The 17,038-nt window shown below is 58.6% G+C and carries 17 protein-coding genes and 1 pseudogene; 6 read left to right on the forward strand and 12 right to left on the reverse strand.

The genetic code is table 11. The annotated features are described in order from the left end of the window. Positions 1 to 15 precede the first annotated feature (15 nt). Entirely contained in the window at positions 16 to 618 is a 603-nt protein-coding gene (locus tag DWF74_RS09875; RefSeq protein ID WP_115580867.1) for a helix-turn-helix transcriptional regulator, read from the forward strand. Further along, positions 605 to 1,489 (forward strand): queuosine precursor transporter, encoded by an 885-nt coding sequence (locus tag DWF74_RS09880; RefSeq protein WP_115580868.1) that lies wholly within the window; start codon positions 605 to 607, stop codon positions 1,487 to 1,489. Before DWF74_RS09875 ends, DWF74_RS09880 begins: the two co-directional genes overlap by 14 nt. 93 nt (positions 1,490 to 1,582) lie before the next feature. On the opposite strand, the gene queC is transcribed toward DWF74_RS09880, so the two are convergent. The 9 genes from queC to hmpA form a co-directional block, all read right to left on the reverse strand. Further along, positions 1,583 to 2,281 carry a 7-cyano-7-deazaguanine synthase QueC gene (queC, locus tag DWF74_RS09885; RefSeq protein ID WP_102860990.1) on the reverse strand — a complete coding sequence of 233 codons (699 nt, stop codon included), beginning with the start codon at positions 2,279 to 2,281 and terminating at the stop codon, positions 1,583 to 1,585. A 119-nt stretch (positions 2,282 to 2,400) separates the two neighbouring features. Beyond that, on the reverse strand, positions 2,401 to 2,955 hold the full coding sequence (locus DWF74_RS09890) for a cytochrome b (protein ID WP_115580869.1): 555 nt from the start codon (positions 2,953 to 2,955) through the stop codon (positions 2,401 to 2,403). Between the two features lie 148 nt (positions 2,956 to 3,103). Next, complete coding sequence (cyoE, locus tag DWF74_RS09895; RefSeq protein ID WP_102860346.1) at positions 3,104 to 3,991, reverse strand: heme o synthase; 888 nt, start codon at positions 3,989 to 3,991, stop codon at positions 3,104 to 3,106. Between the two features lie 10 nt (positions 3,992 to 4,001). Continuing rightward, a complete protein-coding gene (gene cyoD, locus DWF74_RS09900) occupies positions 4,002 to 4,331 on the reverse strand; it encodes a cytochrome o ubiquinol oxidase subunit IV (RefSeq protein ID WP_102860345.1) in 330 nt (109 codons plus the stop codon). Further along, positions 4,332 to 4,958: a cytochrome o ubiquinol oxidase subunit III gene (locus DWF74_RS09905; RefSeq protein ID WP_025129487.1), complete on the reverse strand. Its 627-nt coding sequence runs from the start codon at positions 4,956 to 4,958 to the stop codon at positions 4,332 to 4,334. A gap of 3 nt (positions 4,959 to 4,961) precedes the next feature. Next, on the reverse strand, positions 4,962 to 6,980 hold the full coding sequence (gene cyoB / locus DWF74_RS09910) for a cytochrome o ubiquinol oxidase subunit I (RefSeq protein ID WP_102860344.1): 2,019 nt from the start codon (positions 6,978 to 6,980) through the stop codon (positions 4,962 to 4,964). A 3-nt stretch (positions 6,981 to 6,983) separates the two neighbouring features. Then, positions 6,984 to 7,928, reverse strand: coding sequence for a ubiquinol oxidase subunit II (cyoA, locus tag DWF74_RS09915; protein WP_102860343.1), 945 nt, complete (start codon positions 7,926 to 7,928; stop codon positions 6,984 to 6,986). A gap of 795 nt (positions 7,929 to 8,723) precedes the next feature. Beyond that, positions 8,724 to 9,233, reverse strand: a complete 510-nt coding sequence (locus DWF74_RS09925; RefSeq protein WP_115580870.1) for a disulfide bond formation protein B — start codon at positions 9,231 to 9,233, stop codon at positions 8,724 to 8,726. A gap of 304 nt (positions 9,234 to 9,537) precedes the next feature. Beyond that, on the reverse strand, positions 9,538 to 10,719 hold the full coding sequence (gene hmpA / locus DWF74_RS09930) for an NO-inducible flavohemoprotein (RefSeq protein ID WP_115580871.1): 1,182 nt from the start codon (positions 10,717 to 10,719) through the stop codon (positions 9,538 to 9,540). Positions 10,720 to 10,875: 156 nt separating this feature from the next. Here hmpA and norR point away from each other — a divergent pair, with 156 nt between their 5' ends. The 4 genes from norR (at position 10,876) to DWF74_RS09950 (ending at position 14,872) form a co-directional block, all read left to right on the forward strand. Continuing rightward, positions 10,876 to 12,432, forward strand: coding sequence for a nitric oxide reductase transcriptional regulator NorR (gene norR / locus DWF74_RS09935; RefSeq protein WP_115580872.1), 1,557 nt, complete (start codon positions 10,876 to 10,878; stop codon positions 12,430 to 12,432). Positions 12,433 to 12,618: 186 nt separating this feature from the next. Continuing rightward, positions 12,619 to 13,521, forward strand: a complete 903-nt coding sequence (locus tag DWF74_RS09940; RefSeq protein ID WP_102860339.1) for a chemotaxis protein CheV — start codon at positions 12,619 to 12,621, stop codon at positions 13,519 to 13,521. A 3-nt stretch (positions 13,522 to 13,524) separates the two neighbouring features. Continuing rightward, entirely contained in the window at positions 13,525 to 14,004 is a 480-nt protein-coding gene (locus tag DWF74_RS09945; protein WP_115580873.1) for a GNAT family N-acetyltransferase, read from the forward strand. Between the two features lie 118 nt (positions 14,005 to 14,122). Beyond that, positions 14,123 to 14,872 (forward strand): YkgJ family cysteine cluster protein, encoded by a 750-nt coding sequence (locus DWF74_RS09950; RefSeq protein WP_115580874.1) that lies wholly within the window; start codon positions 14,123 to 14,125, stop codon positions 14,870 to 14,872. A 32-nt stretch (positions 14,873 to 14,904) separates the two neighbouring features. Here the strand turns inward: DWF74_RS09950 and DWF74_RS09955 are convergent, their stop codons facing one another. The 3 genes and pseudogenes from DWF74_RS09955 to DWF74_RS09960 form a co-directional block, all read right to left on the reverse strand. Next, positions 14,905 to 15,942 carry a methyl-accepting chemotaxis protein gene (locus tag DWF74_RS09955; protein ID WP_430757468.1) on the reverse strand — a complete coding sequence of 346 codons (1,038 nt, stop codon included), beginning with the start codon at positions 15,940 to 15,942 and terminating at the stop codon, positions 14,905 to 14,907. Positions 15,943 to 16,206: 264 nt separating this feature from the next. Then, positions 16,207 to 16,488: pseudogene (locus tag DWF74_RS30970) on the reverse strand (PAS domain-containing protein); the annotation flags it as partial. Between the two features lie 157 nt (positions 16,489 to 16,645). Beyond that, complete coding sequence (locus DWF74_RS09960; RefSeq protein WP_102860335.1) at positions 16,646 to 16,891, reverse strand: hypothetical protein; 246 nt, start codon at positions 16,889 to 16,891, stop codon at positions 16,646 to 16,648. Positions 16,892 to 17,038: the final 147 nt, after the last annotated feature.

The following is a 17,038-nucleotide window of genomic DNA, read 5'->3' on the forward strand; positions in this document are numbered from 1 at the left end:
AATGGTGAGCATTTGATGCACAGAAGAGAAAGAACAGAGTATTTGAAGAGCAATATCAAATACCTGATAAAAAGTCGCGGCGAAACGCAATTATCTTTGTGCAACGCTAGTGGCCTGACCAGAACGACCATATACAACATACTGGAAGGCAAGGTTACTAATGTACAGCAATCCACCATTCGAAAGATTTCCGACTTCTTCGGTGTTTCCTACGAAGAAATAGAAACCATCGACTTTGAAGAAAAGGAGATCATCGAAAGCAGCATTTCACCTCAAGGCAACATGAATCCCGCCGCTGTGCCAATCATCAAGGAAAGTCTGCTGATCGCCAATCTCGATAGACGCATCGGCGAACTGGCCACGCTTTATCCGCTGACCTATTATTTCGGCACATCTCACAACTTGATAGCGGTACTGCTTGAGAATGAAATACGTGACATGAATGAACCTGGCGACCTTTTGATCGTGCAAAAAGGGTCATCGACAGACGACAAGGAAAAACTCGTTTACGACAGGCTGACAAAGAAACTGTTCATCGTAAACACTCCGTACTCCAACTCGGATGATATGTGCATCGTGGGAGACATCATCGAGGAGCGATTCAATGACAGCATTTGAAAGTGAAATCGAGAACAGCAAATATAAATTACTAGGCTTTGAAAACAATAAGAATCTGGCCGTGATTATGATTATCGCCACAGGCAAGGTCATCAGAATAAAGCTGAACGAAGTACTGAACAGTGAAATAATGGACAACCTGAACAAAATGGAAATCAGAAACCTGTATAAAAAATTCTATTCCCAAGGAGGAGCACTTACTGCCTACGACCTGAATGACCGCCACGAAAACTCATGGATGATTTATATCATCCTGAACCTACTACTCTTTACATTCTATATTTTCACCAGCATTGCTGCGACAAAGCCAATTTATCTGGAGTCGCTCAATATCATCATCACTCCCGGCACCTTTCTTTATCCCCTGACATTTTTGATCGTTGACCTGCTGAACGAAAACTTCGGACTCAGACTTGCAAGAAAAGCCATTTTCTTTGCTTTTGCAAGCAACGCAATGATCATCATCCTCCTTTATGCTTCGACTTTTCTCCCTGGACTGCCCGACTGGAAGCTCGACAAACCCTATAACGACGTCATCATTCAGGTGACCTCCGTATTGATTGCCTCCTCCGTTTCTTTCCTTGTTTCGGAAAACGTAAACTCATACTTACTATGCAAGATAAAGGAACTGACAAACTCTAGATTCCTCTTCCTGCGTATATTCCTGAGCACCTTGTTTGCAGTAATCATCGACAGCTTCCTGTTCTGCTTCATTGCTTTTTATGGAGCAATGCAGAACAACGATATTCTGAGCATGATTTACATCCAGATCGCGATCAAAGTATGCTTTGCTTTTTTCAACATTCTACCTGCCTATGGTGCGCGATCACTATTCAAGAGATACGTCACAGATAACCAGGTAGGAAAATAGACATACAATAGGCGGAAGCCATTGAATTCAATACTCACCTGTTTCAAAGACAGGTGCAGTATTGAATAGCAATGGCGAGTCAGCACTTATAAATTATTTCAGAGCCATTTTGCTTTTCAAGCTATTCATAACTTCAGCTCTATTCTCCAAGTAACTGCTCAAGCCTCTTGCACGAAGGTTGCAAGCATCACAATTAGCACAGCCACTTCCGATGACACCGTTATAGCAAGTCAGTGTTTGCTCGCGAATCAGATCCAAACGGTTGTGGTAGTCCGCCAGCGCCCAAGTCTCTGCCTTGTTTAGCCACATCAACGGGGTTTCAAGACGCAGCCGGTACTCCATTCCCAATTCAAGGGCCTTATTCAAGGCTTTTACGAACTCGTCCCGACAATCGGGGTAACCGGAAAAGTCTGTCTCACACACCCCGGTAATGACAGTCTCAGCCTTTACTTGATAGGCATATATAGAAGCCAACGTTAAAAACAGAATATTTCTTCCTGGTACAAAAGTGCTCGGCAAGCTTTCACCGGAACTGTTTACCGTCGGAACGGGAATATTGTCCCGAGTGAGGCTACTGATCGCCAGCTCATTCAACAACGAAGCGTCCAGTACCTTGTGGACTGTCGCTCCTAATTGTTTGGACAGTCTCTGTGCCGTTTCGATTTCCGCGTGATGACGCTGACCATAGTCAAACGTAATACAGTGCACTTCGTCATAAGCCGGCAGTGCATGGATCAAACAGGTTGTTGAGTCCTGCCCGCCACTAAAAACGACAACGGCTATTTTTTTCATCATTCTGCTTCCTGCAAAGGTTGAGTCATTTGTATGGTTTGAATAGCCCAATGGCGGGCTCTGGATAAACAACCCCGCCCGTCTCTCGAAGACGGGGTTTTCTCTGCTCGGACGATCAATCAAGCCGAGGTCGTGCTACCCGCCATGCGCCGCAGTACATGCCCCTGGCCTTTGACACAATGCAGGATCACCGCCGCCACATGGCCCACGATCAGTACCAGCAAGGTCCAGCCCAGCAGGCTGTGGAAGCTGTTGCCCAGGTCGGTCATCCACTGGATCTTCGGCCCTTCGAAGCCGCTCATCACCGGCAGCCCGAAGGCGGAAAACGCCCGCCCGGAACCGTACTGGCGCAGCAGGCCGAGAAACGGGATGGCGAACATGCCGGCATACAGCAACCCATGCCCCAGGCGCGCGGCCAGGTTCAGGCTCGGCGGCCGACGATGGCGGTTCAGCAGGCTCCAGAGCAGCCGCACCAGCAACAACCCCATCAATAGCAGCCCGACTTGCTTGTGGGTCGGCCAGAGGAACTTGTCCAGTGCCGACTCCTCCAGCAGGTAATGGGCAGCAGTAGTGCAATAGATCCAGGCAAAAGCCAGCGCCATGGCCCAGTGCAACCCACGACTGACCGCGCCGTAGCGCGCCTTGGAGTCGTTCATTTCAATACGGCTTTGCATGACATCCACTCAGGCTTAATCAACGAACCGGCAATTTTACCCAGCCCGGGGATCGTACTGGGCCGAAAAACTTTAAATGATGTAACGACGCGGCAAAAAAAACCCCGCGCTTCTTACGAAGGCGGGGCTTTTCTGTGGCCTGGACAGCTTAGTGCGCGTAGGTCAGCAAGAGCTCGGTCGGTGCCTTGAAATCCACCGACATCATCACGCTCAGCGCGGTGATGGTGAAGATCGAGAACACGAACAGCTTGCGCGCCCACACGGTGTCATCCACCGCCTTGTAGCCGGTCCAGGCCATGTACAGCCAGTACATGCCCATCGCCGCCGCTACCGCCAGGTAGCTCATGCCGGCGTAACCGCTGAAGGTCAGCATCAGGGTCGCCACCAGGAACGCCAGGATGTAGAGCAGGATGTGCTTCTTGGCCACGCGAATGCCGCGCTTCACCGGCAGCACCGGAATCGATGCGGCCAGGTAATCGTTGAAGCGGAAGATCGCGATGGCGTAGGAATGCGGCATCTGCCACAGGCTGAACATCACCAGCAGGGTCAGCGCGGCCATGTCGAAGCTATTGCTCACGGCCACATAACCGATCACCGGCGGCATGGCCCCGGACAGACTGCCCACCAGCGTGCCGTGAACCGACTTGCGCTTGAGGTACAGGCTATAGAGGCCGACGTAGATGACAAAGCCGATGACCGCGAACAACGCGGCCAACGGGTTGGCCACGTAGTACAGCAGGGCGACGCCGGCGATCCCGAGGAGGGAGGCATAGACCAGGGCCGCTTCCAGGGAGATCAGGCCCTGGACCAGCACCCGGTTCTTGGTGCGCTCCATCTTCAGGTCGATGTCACGGTCGATGCAGTTGTTGAACACGCAACCGGACGCTACCACCAGCGAGGTGCCGATCATGGCGGCCAGGAAAATGGCCAGATCGACATGCCCTTTCGAGGCCAGGAAAAACCCGCCTGCCACAGAAAGCACGTTACCGAAAATGATCCCCGGTTTGGTGATTTGGATAAAGTGCTTGAGCGACATCGGGTTTACCTCACTTGGCCATCATGACGGTGTGGATGCTGAACATGATCCACAACGACAGACCAACCAGCAGAACAATGACCAGCGCGGCGAAGATGAACGCCACCACGTTGTTGCGCTGTGCCGCGGAACGGTCCAGGTGCAGGAAGTACACCAGGTGAACGATCACCTGGATGACCGCGAACGCCAGGACGATCCACAGGGTCACGTCTTTGGGCAGCGACGGGTACATCACCAGGCCGAACGGGATCAGTGTCAGGATGACCGACAGGATGAAGCCGATGGCGTAGGACTTGACGCTGCCGTGACCGGCTTCGTCGTGGGAGTGTGTGTTGGCCATTTACATAGTCCCCATCAGGTAAACAACGGTGAATACGCAGATCCACACCACGTCCAGGAAGTGCCAGAACAGGCTCAGGCAGCTCAGACGGGTCTTGTTGGTCGCCGTCAGGCCGTTTTTCTGCACCTGATACATCATGATCGCCATCCAGATCAGACCGCTGGTCACGTGCAGACCGTGGGTGCCGACCAGGGTGAAGAACCCGGACAGGAAGCCGGAACGGCTAGGGCCGTAGCCTTCGGAGATCAGCAGGTGGAACTCGTTGATCTCCATGCCGATGAAGCCCAGGCCGAACAGGAAGGTCATGCCCAGCCAGCCCAGTACCTGCTTCTTGTTGCCCCGGAAGAACGCCAGCATGGCGAAACCGTAGGTGATCGAACTGAACAGCAGCAGAGCGGTTTCGCCCAGTACGTAAGGCAGTTCGAAGATGTCGTGGCCCGACGGGCCACCCGCTACGTTGTTAACCAGTACCGCGTATACCGCGAAGATCGACGCAAACAGAATGCAGTCGGTCATCAGGTAGAGCCAGAAACCGAATACGGTCATCTCGCCCGAGTCGTGGTGATGGTCATCGTGCCCATGGTCATCGACATGGGCGTGTCCAGCATTGGTCACTAAGTTCGACATGGATTAAGCCTGTTCCAACGAGGTTTCAACACGGGTAGCCGGGATCTTGTTCTCCGATACCAGACGCTTGTGCTGCTCGGCTTCGATGCGTTCGATCGTCTCGACCGGCACCATGTAGCCTTGATCATCACGGGCAGCGTGGATCGCGAAATAGATCACGGTGCCGGCCAGGCTTGCGATGGCCAGCCACCAGATGTGCCAGATCATGGCGAAACCGAACACGGTCAGCAGGGCCCCCATGACCACACCGGTAGCGGTGTTGTTGGGCATGTGGATCGGCTGGTAGCGGCTTGGCTTCGCGTAGGCGGTACCGTCTTCCTTGGCTTCGGTGAACGGATCGATGCCGTCGGCTTTGGGCAGTACCGCGAAGTTGTAGAACGGTGGTGGCGACGAGGTCGACCATTCCAGGGTGTGGGCGTTCCATGGGTCGCCGGACACACACATGTTCTGCTTGCGGTCACGCACGCTGACGTACAGCTGGATCAGCTGGCAGGCGATACCCACAGCGATCATCAGTGCACCCACCATGGCCACGTACAGGTATGGCACCCACTCAGGGTTGGTGGTGGCGTTCAGACGACGGGTCATGCCCATGAAGCCCAGTGCATAGAGCGGCATGAACGCGACGAAGAAGCCCGAGATCCAGAACCAGAAGGCAGCCTTGCCCCAACCTTCATGCAGCTTGAAGCCGAAGGCTTTCGGGAAGTAGAAGCTGAAGCCGGCGATGTAGCCGAATACCGCGCCGCCGATGATCACGTTGTGGAAGTGAGCGATCACGAACAGGCTGTTGTGCAGGACGAAGTCCGCACCCGGAATGGCCAGCAGTACGCCGGTCATGCCGCCGATGGCGAAGGTCACCATGAAGCCCAGGGTCCACAGAACCTGGCTGGTGATGCGCAGACGGCCGTGGTAGATGGTGAACAGCCAGTTGAACAGCTTCACCCCCGTCGGGATCGAGATCAGCATGGTTGCCAGGCCGAAGAAGGCGTTGACGCTGGCCCCCGAACCCATGGTGAAAAAGTGGTGCAGCCAGACCATGAAGCCCAGGATCGAGATCGCGCCGGACGCGTAGATCATCGAGTGGTGGCCGAACAGGCGCTTGCCCGAGAAGGTCGAGATGACTTCGGAGAAGATACCGAACGCCGGCAGGATCAGGATGTACACCTCGGGGTGACCCCAGGCCCAGAACAGGTTCACGTACATCATTGGATTGCCACCAAGTTCATTGGTGAAAATGTGGAAATCCATGTAACGGTCAAGCGTCAGCAGTGCCAGGGTAGCGGTGAGGATCGGGAACGAAGCCACGATCAGCACGTTGGCCCAGGTGCAGGTCCAGGTGAAGATCGGCATGTCCATCATCTTCATGCCCGGGGTACGCATTTTCAGCACGGTGGCCAGGAAGTTGACCCCCGTCAGCGTTGTCCCCAGCCCTGATAGCTGTAGCGCCCAGATGTAGTAGTCGACACCCACGCCCGGACTGTATTGCAGGCCCGACAGTGGCGGATAGGCAACCCAGCCGGTCTTGGCGAATTCGCCAACGCCCAGGGACAGGTTGATCAGCACCACGCCCGATACCAGCAGCCAGAAGCTCAGGGAGTTGAGGAACGGATAGGCCACGTCACGCGCGCCGATCTGCAGCGGCACGACCAGGTTCATCAGGCCGGTGAAGAAAGGCATCGCCATGAAGATGATCATGATCACACCGTGGGCGGTGAAGATCTGGTCATAGTGTTCAGGTGGCAGGTAGCCAGGCGAACCCTCGGTGGCCATGGCCAGCTGGGTACGCATCATGATGGCGTCGGCGAAGCCACGCAGGAGCATGACCATGGCGACGATGATGTACATCACACCGATTTTCTTGTGGTCGACGGACGTCAGCCACTCGGTCCACAGGTAGGTCCACTTCTTGAAGTAGGTGATTGCCGCGAACAGCGCCACGCCGCCGAGCGCGATCATGGCAATGGTCACCATGACAATCGGCTCGTGGAACGGAATCGCTTCCAGACTTAATTTACCAAACATCGTTTACTCCTCTGCCCCGGCAGCTGAATGCGAACTCACGTCCATCCCTTCGGTTGCGGCCACTTCCTTTTCTTTCTTCTCGTGCTTGAGCGGCTGGCCCGGTTTCATGCCTTCATACTTGTCGATGATGGTCTGGAACAGGTTCGGCGCGTACGCGGAGTAGAGTTCTACAGGATTGTTCTGGCTCGCCTTGGAAAGGGCTTCGTATTCAGCGGTGTCCAGCTGTTTAGGTGCCTTCTTGACTTCGTTTACCCAGGCGTCGAAATCTTCCTGACTGGTTGCGATCGCTTTGAATTTCATGCCGGTAAAGCCCGCGCCGCTGTAGTTGGCGGAGATACCTTCAAGTTCGGTGTTCTGGTTGGCAATCAGGTGCAGCTTGGTGGTCATGCCCGCCATCGCGTAGATCTGGCCGCCCAGGCCCGGGATGAAGAACGAGTTCATCACGGTGTCGGAGGTCACGCGGAAGTTCACCGGGGTATGGGCCGGGAACACGATCTTGTTGACGGTGGCGATGCCTTGCTCGGGGTAGATGAACAGCCACTTCCAGTCCATTGCCACCACTTCGATGGTCACCGGCTTGACGTCGGATTCCAGCGGACGGTACGGGTCCAGGGCGTGGGTCGACTTGTAGGTGACATAACCCAGGGCAATGATGATCAGCACCGGAACCAGCCATACGGCGATTTCGATCTTGGTGGAGTGGGACCACTTCGGCGCGTAGGTCGCGTCCGTGTTCGAGGCGCGGTATTTCCAGGCGAAGGCGAAGGTCATGATGATGACCGGCACAACCACCAGCAGCATCAGGATGGTTGCCGTGATGATCAGGTTTCGTTCATCCAGACCGACCTGACCCTTAGGATCGAGCAAGGTCCATTTGCAGCCTCCCAGCATCAACATGCCGAGCAGCGGCAATAAGCCTAGTAATCTGGGGTACCTGTTTTTACTCATCTCACGACCTCTAAAGCAGCTTGCGCAATGCAGTTGGGTTTTGATCGCCAACACTTCACCCTGCCAAGGGTTGGCATTTTTCTTCAATGGAATAAGGGCCTGCCCGTTGCGTTAAACGCTCAACGACACATCCCGGGCTAGCAGTGGTTCTTATTCGATCTCGTGGTCAAAGGCCTTGTTACAGACCAATTCCATTTGGTGCGGAAGTTTGGAAGGCGCCGACACCCGCAGTCGCATGGAGCGCTCAATCCGCCCCTCGACCGTCCTCGTGTGCTCAGGGATGAGCAGCGTCGGAAATTCAGTGCGGGCGATTGTAGATATGTCGCGTTTTATAAACCATGTCTTATCCCGAAATAATTTTTATCGCTGGTCGCAACAATCGCTCACGATTGTTGCAAAGGATCGCAATCATAACGATTTTCATTATCAACAAAAACCCCCAAAAAGGACTTAAAAAAGCCCCGCCACCGGACCTCTACCCACCCCTGAAAGCCGCCTTTCATATGGCTTCACCCCTTGTAAAACGGGGTCTGTGAAGAATTGTATAGATAGCAGGCTATGGGTTTTCCCCAACAACGCGGCTTACATAAACTGACAGACTTGTATGGAACCAGTTGCCCGGAATGCAGTCTGTTGGCAGCCCCCGGCCGCCCGCCTGCGGCCGCAACAGTGTGACAACATGTCGCACTTTTGCCGCACCCTCACTTGCCGCAAATCACGGACTTTTCAACGGCTGGATGAACGACATGAAAAAGCCCCGGCCCCTGTTGAGGGACCGGGGCTTTTCCGGGTGAATCAGTAGGTTTTCTTGCGATTGCGCACCACGCCCAGGGGCACCAGGATCACCGTCAGCACGAACGCCAACAGTGCCCACTGGGCCAGGGACAGCCCAAGGATCGGCGGATACGGCGTGGAGCAGAAGCCGTCTACCTGAAAGCCCAGGGGAAAGATCGTCGCCAAGGGCAGGCTGTCGACAATCGGCTGCAGCACGTCAATGCCACAGCTCACTGCTGGATAGAACTGGGTGTACACATGGTGCCCGGCCACTCCCGCGCCGGCGATGGCACTGATCACCACCAACGTCTCCATGATGGTGATACCACGCCGCGAACTCAGGGCCGCGCCCATGAAGGCGAACAGTGCAATCAGCAGCAAGGCGTAGCGCTGCAAGATGCACAGAGGGCAAGGCGCCTCGCCCAATACCACCTGCATGTACAGGGCACCGCCGATCAACGCCAGGCAGATAACCCCCAGCAGCACCAGGAAGCGCCGTTCACGTCCCAAACGCAGTCTGTCGTCACTCATCCCTTTTCCTTTTTTCTGTTGTCTGTCCAACCGGGCCACCTGTGCTGCTCACGGCAGCCCACGGTTGAATTGCGAAGTTGATCTGATTGCCATCGGGTGCCCGGAAGTCTACACGCTGATCATGACCTTTGAATGCATTGCATCGAAGGCAATACCCAAGGTTTACGGGCCTGGGGGACGCACAATGAAAGGGCCGGCATGGCAGCGCCATCCCAGCATGGTGGGGAATTAACGACAGGCAGGTTAAGCAAGGATTAACAAGCCAGCCCCATTGCAGGGCTGGCTTGTGCAGGAGTCGCGAGGGTTATTCCAGGGCCGCCGCCGGGCCGAAGAACTCGTAGCGACTTTGTTGCTCGGGAATGCCCAGGGCCTTGAGATGGCGCTTGATGGCCGCCATGAAGCCCTTGGGCCCGAGGAAATAGGCATCCAGATCACGCTGCTCCGGCAACCAGTCGGCCAACTGCTCCCGGGTCAGCAGCCCCAGTTTGTCTGCTGCAGGGCTGATGCCGTCGTCTTCGGCGTAGCAGTAGAAACGCTTGAGCTGTGGATAACGTTGCGCCAACTCGTCGACCCAGTGGCGAAACGCATGCACCTGGCCATTGCGTGCACAGTGGATGAAATGCACCGGGCGCTCGGTCGCCAACGCGGCCTCCAGCATCGGCAGGGTCGGGGTGATACCAACCCCGCCACTGATCAGCACCAGGGGCTTGTCGCTGGCCTCCAGGGTGAACTCACCCGCCGGCGGAAACAGCATGATGCGCGCGCCCACCGGGCACTGGTCATGCAGGTAGTTGGACGCCACACCTCCGGCCTCGCGCTTGACGCTGATGCGGTACTGGCCCTGGCTGGTAAGCGCCGACAGGGAATAATTGCGCCGCACTTCCTGGCCTTCGATGAAGAGCTGCAAGCCAATGTACTGCCCAGGCTCGGCGGCGAGGATCGGCCCCCGGTCCAATGGCTCGAAATAGAAGGAGGTGATTTCCGCGCTCTCCTGGACCTTATCCACCAATGTGAATTCCCGCGCACCCCGCCAGCCGCCGGGTGCCTGGGCCTTCTCGTCGTAGATGGCCGCCTCGGCGCCGATCAGGATATCCGCCAACTGGTTGTAGGCCGCGCCCCAGGCATCGATCACTTCAGGAGTGGCGATCTCGCTGCCCAGCACCTCGGAAATGGCCCGCAACAGGCAGGCGCCAACTATGGGGTAATGTTCCGGCAGGATCTGCAGGGCCACATGCTTGTTGATGATCTTGGCCACCAGGTCCCCCAGTTGGTCCAACTGGTCGATATGCCGGGCATACATCAGTACGCCATTGGCCAGGGCCCGGGGCTGATCACCGCTGGCCTGGTGGGCCTGGTTGAACAGCGGACGCACCTGAGGGTACTCGGACAGCATCATCCGGTAGAAATGGGTAATCAGGGCTTCGCCACCGCTTTCCAACAGGGGCACAGTGGATTTGATGATGGCGCGATCTTGAACGCTTAGCATAGGGACAACTCCTGGACTTTTTGACTGCTTGCAGGTTGCCCTTAACTAATCAGTTTCCATGCCATAATTTAAATCGTTATAAATCAATAACTTAAAATATAAATAGTCATAAAGACACGCCGACCTTTATAGTCATTAAGACAACGCGGAGTCCTTATGACTGCAAAATCCCTACTCACGACCCTACTGCCACTGGTGACCGACCTGTCTCGGGAACTGCCAGAGGGCGAACGATATCGCCGCCTGCTGGAGGCCCTGCGAGCCCTGCTGCCCTGCGATGCCGCCGCGTTGCTGCGCCTGGATGGCGAATGGCTGGTGCCGCTGGCGGTCAACGGCCTGAGTACCGATACCCTGGGCCGGCGCTTCAAGGTCAGCGAGCACCCGCGCTTTGCCGCCCTGCTCAGCAGCCCGGGACCGACCCGTTTTGCCAGCGACAGTGAACTGCCCGATCCCTATGATGGCCTGGTGGAAGGTCTCGATGATCACCTGGAAGTCCATGACTGCATGGGCTGTCCGCTGTTCGTCGATGAACGCCCCTGGGGCCTGCTGACCCTCGATGCCCTCGACCCGCAGCGCTTCGAGCCTATCGAACTGGACGCCCTGCAAGCCTTCGCCAGCCTCGCTGCCGCCACGGTCAGCGCTGCCGAACGCATCGAGCGCCTGGCACTGCGCGCCGAAAACGAGCACCAACGGGCCGAAGTCTTCCGCCAGGCCAGCGGGCAGAACCGCGAGATGATCGGCCAGAGCAAGGCCCACAAGCGCTTGCTGGAAGAGATCAATCTGGTTGGCGGCAGCGACCTGACCGTGCTGATCACCGGGGAAACCGGCGTTGGCAAGGAACTGGTGGCCCAAGCCATTCACGCGGCCTCGCCCCGGGCGGAGCAACCGATCATCAGCCTCAACTGCGCGGCCCTGCCCGAAACCCTGGTGGAAAGCGAGCTGTTCGGCCATGTGCGCGGCGCCTTTACCGGGGCCACCCAGGATCGTCGGGGGAAATTCGAGCTGGCCAATGGCGGCACCCTGTTTCTCGATGAAGTCGGTGAACTGTCGCTGACGGTACAAGCCAAGCTGCTGCGGGTGCTGCAAAGTGGCCAATTGCAACGCCTGGGCTCGGACAAGGAACATCAGGTGGACGTACGCCTGATCGCCGCCACCAACCGCGATCTGGCAGAAGAGGTGCGCAACGGTCGCTATCGCGCCGACTTCTACCACCGCCTCAGCGTTTATCCACTGCGGGTGCCGGCCCTGCGGGACCGGGGCCGGGACGTGCTGCTGCTCAGCGGCTACTTCCTGGAACAGAACCGCTCGCGCATGGGCCTGGTCAGCCTGCGCCTGAGCGCCGATGCGCAACAGGCGCTGCTGGCCTACAACTGGCCGGGCAACGTCCGCGAACTGGAGCACTTGATCGGCCGCAGCGCCCTCAAGGCCTTGGGCAACTGCCGTGAACGGCCGAAGATCCTCAGCCTGGATGCAACGGACCTGGACCTGCCGCGGGTCAGCGAAAAGGCGCCTGCCGTGCCCGAGCAAGCCCTTGAAAGCGCGCCTCTGGCCCTCACCAACGGCGATCTGCGCCAGGCCACCGAGCACTATCAACGCCAACTGATCAACGCCTGCCTTGAACGGCACCAGCACAACTGGGCCAGTGCCGCCCGTGAGCTAGGCTTGGACAGGGCCAACCTCAGCCGCCTGGCCAAGCGCCTGGGCCTGCGGTAGAGGCCAAGGGCCTGCTCGCTGGAGCGGGCGTGCCAGCAAAGGGCACGGCGTAAATCCAGGGACCCGCGCAGCGGCCGACGGAAAGCAGCCTCGCCGCTAAAGCCCGTCCTGAATACGTCGATAACCCGTTATCAAGGGTTGTCCGTGGGTCGAGCCACAAGCCAATTTTTTCCAGAGAAGGTTTTTATGTCCTCCAACAAAGCCCGCGCAGACTCGCTTTCGCTTCTGCTGTTTACCTTGCGCAGCGGCAAGCTGATGGCAATCAACCTGCTTAAAGTCAGTGAAATCATTCCCTGCCCGCCGCTGACCAAGCTGCCGGAATCCCACCCCCATGTGAAAGGCATCGCCACCTTGCGCGGCAACTCGCTGTCGGTGATAGACCTCAGCCGGGCCATCGGCGAGCGCCCCCTGGCCGACCCGGACAGCGGTTGCCTGATCGTCACCGACGTCAGCCGTTCCAAACAGGGCCTGCACGTGCAGGCGGTGAGCAAGATCGTCCACTGCCTGACCACCGATATCCGCCCACCGCCCTTTGGTTCCGGCGGTATCAAGTCCTACATCACCGGCGTAACCCAGGTAGACGGCACGCTGGTGCAAGTGCTGGATATCGAGAAAGTGATCCACGGCATCGCCCCGGCGCAGATCGAGATGGCGCCCACCGAACTGAGCATGGAAGACGCCGATGCCCTGGGCAATGCGCGCATCCTGGTGGTGGACGACAGCCAGGTAGCGCTGCAGCAATCGGTGCACACCCTGCGCAACCTCGGCCTGCAATGTCACACCGCCCGCAGCGCCAAAGAGGCCATCGACTGCCTGCTGGAACTGCAAGGCACGGCCAACGAGATCAACCTGATCGTTTCGGACATCGAGATGTCGGAAATGGATGGCTACGCCCTCACCCGGACCCTGCGGGAAACCCCGGACTTCGCCCATCTGTATGTGTTGCTGCACACCTCGCTGGACAGTGCCATGAACAGCGAAAAAGCACGCCAGGCCGGAGCCAATGCGGTACTCACCAAATTCTCCTCGCCGGAACTGACCCGCTGCCTGATCGACGCTGCCAAGACCATCGCCAGCCAGGCAGCCTGAGCCATGAGCGAGGTCCACTGCCTGCTGCTGCGTCGTGACCTCAGTGTCCTCCAGGCCACGCCACAGTGGCCGGCGGGCATCACCCTGCAGCACTACAGCCCGGAACTGGCCGAAGCCGTGCATCAACTGCTGCACCTGGGCTACCAGGACGGCGGTGGCCAGGTGCCGCCCCTGGAAAACTGGCGCCGGGCCTTTGAAACCGATGCCGAGTACGACCCTCAACTGTGTCTGGTGGTGCGGGATGCGCAGGGCGTGGTGGCGGTGGCCCAGTGCTGGACCAGCGCCTATATCAAGGATCTGGTGGTGCACCCTCGGGCCCGTGGTCAAGGACTGGGCCGCGCCCTGCTGCTACAAGCCTTCATGATGTTCGCCGAACGCCGGGAAGGCTTTGTCGATCTCAGGGTGCTGGAGGACAACCTGCGGGCGCGGCGCTTGTATGAAAGCACCGGCATGCATATCGTGCGTCGCGAAGTCCTGCCCTAGGCGACAGCCATCAAGACCCGACAGCTGGCGTGCAACTTGCTTCGACACGGCTCCTGGCCGCGTCAATAACAGCATTTATGGCGCTATCCCTGTCGACCCAGAACGGTTTACTCGCTCCATGAATACTCAGTTTTCCTGCGTTGGTTGCGGCAAGTGCTGCAACGATCACCATGTGCCCCTGACCCTCACCGAAGCCCGGGCCTGGGCCGCCGACGGCGGTCAGGTGATCGTCCTGGTGGAGGCTTTCCTCGGCAATGGCCTGGGGCTGCCGGCGCAACAGCGCGAGCACGCCGAGCGCCGTTCCTGCCGGGTCAAAAGTGGCAGTACCGAGGCCTACGTGGCGATCACCTTTGCCGCCTACAACGTCGGCCCCTGCCGGAATCTTGACGAAGACCAGCTCTGCCGCATCTATGAGCGTCGCCCCCTGGTGTGCCGTATCTACCCCATGGAGATCAATCCCCATATCCCCCTCAACCCGCAGGCCAAGGAGTGCCCGCCGGAATCCTGGGAACAGGGGCCGCAACTGATTCTGGGGGGAGCACTGGTGGATAGGGAACTGGCCGAGCTGATCAGCCGCTCACGCCAGGCCGACCGCGACGATATCCACACCAAGGAAGCCATTTGCGCCCTGCTCGGCATTCGCACCACGGCCCTAAAGGGCGACGGCTTCACCGCCTACTTGCCCGACATGAATGCCCTGGCCAAGGCCATCGATCAAGTTCAGGCAGCGCCCCCCGTGGCATCCAGCCAGCCCTGGCGCTTTCACCTGTCCGGAAACGACATCGCCGGCCAGGTCCAGGCTGCCGGCGCCCAGGTGGTCAGCGAAGCGGCCCTGGACTATGCCTTCATCTCGCTGCGCGCCGCCTGACCCCGCAGGATCAGGCTGGCCGGCGAACCGGCCTATCCGCGCTTATGCCAGAACTCCTGGGCCAGTTGCCGCAAATCCCCCGCCAGCCCGGCCACGTCGCCTGAATTGACATGACTGAGCTGGCCAGCACTGACCGTCACTTCACAGGCATTGCGAATACCCATGATGTTGCGGTTGATGTCCTCGCTCACCGCGCTCTGCTCCTCCACCGCCGCAGCAATCTGCAGGCTCATTTCGGTGATCTGATTGACCCGCTGGCTGATGCCGTCCAGGGCCACCGCGGCGCGCTGGGCCTGGTCGACGCTGCTTTCCACATGCGCACTGCTGTGCTGCATGGCCTCCACGGCATGGCGCGCCGCATTTTGCAAGGTGCTGATCATGCGCTGGATTTCGTTGGTGGAATCCTGGGTCCGCTGGGCCAGCCCACGGACCTCATCGGCCACCACGGCAAAGCCACGCCCCTGCTCCCCGGCCCGCGCCGCCTCGATGGCAGCGTTCAGGGCCAGCAGGTTGGTTTGCTCGGCGATGCTGCGGATCACCTCCAGGACCCCGGAAATATCCGTGCTGTGGCCCTCCAGCTGATGAATGACTTCGGTGGCCCGCTCCAGCTCGCTGGCCAGGCGCAGCACCGCGCTGCGGCTTTCGCCCACCAGTTGATGACCTTCACGGGTTTCGCTTTCCGCCTGATCCGCCGCCACCGATGCCTGCTGGGCATGGGTGGCGACCTCGGCCACGCTGGCGGCCATCTGGTGAATGGCGGCCGCCACCTGATCGGTTTCCGCCTGCTGCTCCAGAGTGCTGTTGTGGCTGCTGTGCAGGTGTTCCACCAGCTCTGCGGCATGCCCGGCCAGGCGCTGGGACGCATCGCCGATCCGCCCCACCACCGCCCCCACTTGGGCCTCGAGCATCTGCAAAGCGAACTCGATACGCCCGAACTCGTCGGCACGACCGGTGTAGATGCCCTGGCTCAGTGGGTTGTCGCCGATCTGCCGGGCACGCTCGGCGAGGCGATCCAGCGGGCGCATTTGCATACCGAGCGCCACCAGACTCAGGCACCAGCCCATGGCCATCACCGTGCCCTGGAGCATCCAGGACTCGGGCAGCAGCCAGGCTGAAACCCCGAAACTGCCGATAAAACCGGCGCTGATGGCGGCCCACAGGCGCAAGCGCAAGCTCACCACCGGCAGCAGGCTCCAGCCTGAACGCCCGCCCTCCCTGAGCCGGGCATAAGCCCGCTCCGCGGCGTCAATCTGTTGCGCGCTGGGCTTGGTGCGCACCGATTGGTACTCCACCGCCTGACCGTCGCGGGTCACCGGCGTGACGTAGGCGCTGACCCAGTAGTGGTCGCCGTTCTTGCAGCGGTTCTTGACCATGCCCATCCACGAGCGGCCGCTCTTGAGGGTGCGCCACATATGGCCGAAGGCCGCGGAGGGCATGTCCGGGTGACGCAGCAGGTTATGCGGCGAGCCCAGCAACTCCTCGCGGCTATAGCCGCTGATCTCGATGAAGTCAGGATTGGCGTAGGTGATCGCGCTGGTCAGATCGGTGGTCGAGAGGATGTTCGCATCAGGGGCAAAGTCCACGTTTCGCCCAGTAACCGGAAGGTTGATCTTCATGGGAAGCGCGCTCGTAATTGTTAGGAGGAGTCGGCAGGGCTGCTGACTCTAAGCGCACTGATGCCACAAATACTGATCCAGCTCAGGTTTAAAGCAATTAGCCATCATTGCGATTAAAAAGCGCAAATAGAGGCAATGTCTTCGATTGTCGGCGATATCAACGTTTGCCCATGGAGCGCCGGGTACCGGGAGGCGCTGCGCCGGGGGTCTTGGTGTGGCCATTGCTGGCGCCGTTCTTGTACCAGGGCTGCTGAACGTTTTTGGCCGCGGCGAATTCGGACGGTTTGAAGGGAAACTTGAACGCCGGTATCTCAGCCTTGCCCTCGGTTTCAGGGGTGGCCGGCTCGGCCGCAGGATCAACGCTCAGGGCGTCATCCGCGGCGGGTTGTGCAGGGGAAGTCATGGAAGCTCCAGGAGAGAAAGAAAAGCCGGGCCGAGGGACGGGCCACAGGGATCGGCAGTATACCTGTGTGCCTGCGATCTTTGACCTGCGTCGCAAGGGCTGGCAGGTACTTTTCTGACAGGGCTGACAGCTGGCCGTCACCCTGCT

The organism is Pseudomonas protegens (assembly GCF_003363755.1).
In the GTDB taxonomy this organism is placed as follows: domain Bacteria; phylum Pseudomonadota; class Gammaproteobacteria; order Pseudomonadales; family Pseudomonadaceae; genus Aquipseudomonas; species Aquipseudomonas danubii.

Coding starts and splice junctions, on each gene's coding strand:
- DWF74_RS09875 (WP_115580867.1), top strand. CDS start 16: ATGCACAGAAGAGAAAGAACAGAGTATTTGAAGAGCAATATCAAATAC.
- DWF74_RS09880 (WP_115580868.1), top strand. CDS start 605: ATGACAGCATTTGAAAGTGAAATCGAGAACAGCAAATATAAATTACTA.
- queC (WP_102860990.1), bottom strand. CDS start 2,281: ATGAAAAAAATAGCCGTTGTCGTTTTTAGTGGCGGGCAGGACTCAACA.
- DWF74_RS09890 (WP_115580869.1), bottom strand. CDS start 2,955: ATGCAAAGCCGTATTGAAATGAACGACTCCAAGGCGCGCTACGGCGCG.
- cyoE (WP_102860346.1), bottom strand. CDS start 3,991: ATGTCGCTCAAGCACTTTATCCAAATCACCAAACCGGGGATCATTTTC.
- cyoD (WP_102860345.1), bottom strand. CDS start 4,331: ATGGCCAACACACACTCCCACGACGAAGCCGGTCACGGCAGCGTCAAG.
- DWF74_RS09905 (WP_025129487.1), bottom strand. CDS start 4,958: ATGTCGAACTTAGTGACCAATGCTGGACACGCCCATGTCGATGACCAT.
- cyoB (WP_102860344.1), bottom strand. CDS start 6,980: ATGTTTGGTAAATTAAGTCTGGAAGCGATTCCGTTCCACGAGCCGATT.
- cyoA (WP_102860343.1), bottom strand. CDS start 7,928: ATGAGTAAAAACAGGTACCCCAGATTACTAGGCTTATTGCCGCTGCTC.
- DWF74_RS09925 (WP_115580870.1), bottom strand. CDS start 9,233: ATGAGTGACGACAGACTGCGTTTGGGACGTGAACGGCGCTTCCTGGTG.
- hmpA (WP_115580871.1), bottom strand. CDS start 10,719: ATGCTAAGCGTTCAAGATCGCGCCATCATCAAATCCACTGTGCCCCTG.
- norR (WP_115580872.1), top strand. CDS start 10,876: ATGACTGCAAAATCCCTACTCACGACCCTACTGCCACTGGTGACCGAC.
- DWF74_RS09940 (WP_102860339.1), top strand. CDS start 12,619: ATGTCCTCCAACAAAGCCCGCGCAGACTCGCTTTCGCTTCTGCTGTTT.
- DWF74_RS09945 (WP_115580873.1), top strand. CDS start 13,525: ATGAGCGAGGTCCACTGCCTGCTGCTGCGTCGTGACCTCAGTGTCCTC.
- DWF74_RS09950 (WP_115580874.1), top strand. CDS start 14,123: ATGAATACTCAGTTTTCCTGCGTTGGTTGCGGCAAGTGCTGCAACGAT.
- DWF74_RS09955 (WP_430757468.1), bottom strand. CDS start 15,942: ATGGCCATGGGCTGGTGCCTGAGTCTGGTGGCGCTCGGTATGCAAATG.
- DWF74_RS09960 (WP_102860335.1), bottom strand. CDS start 16,891: ATGACTTCCCCTGCACAACCCGCCGCGGATGACGCCCTGAGCGTTGAT.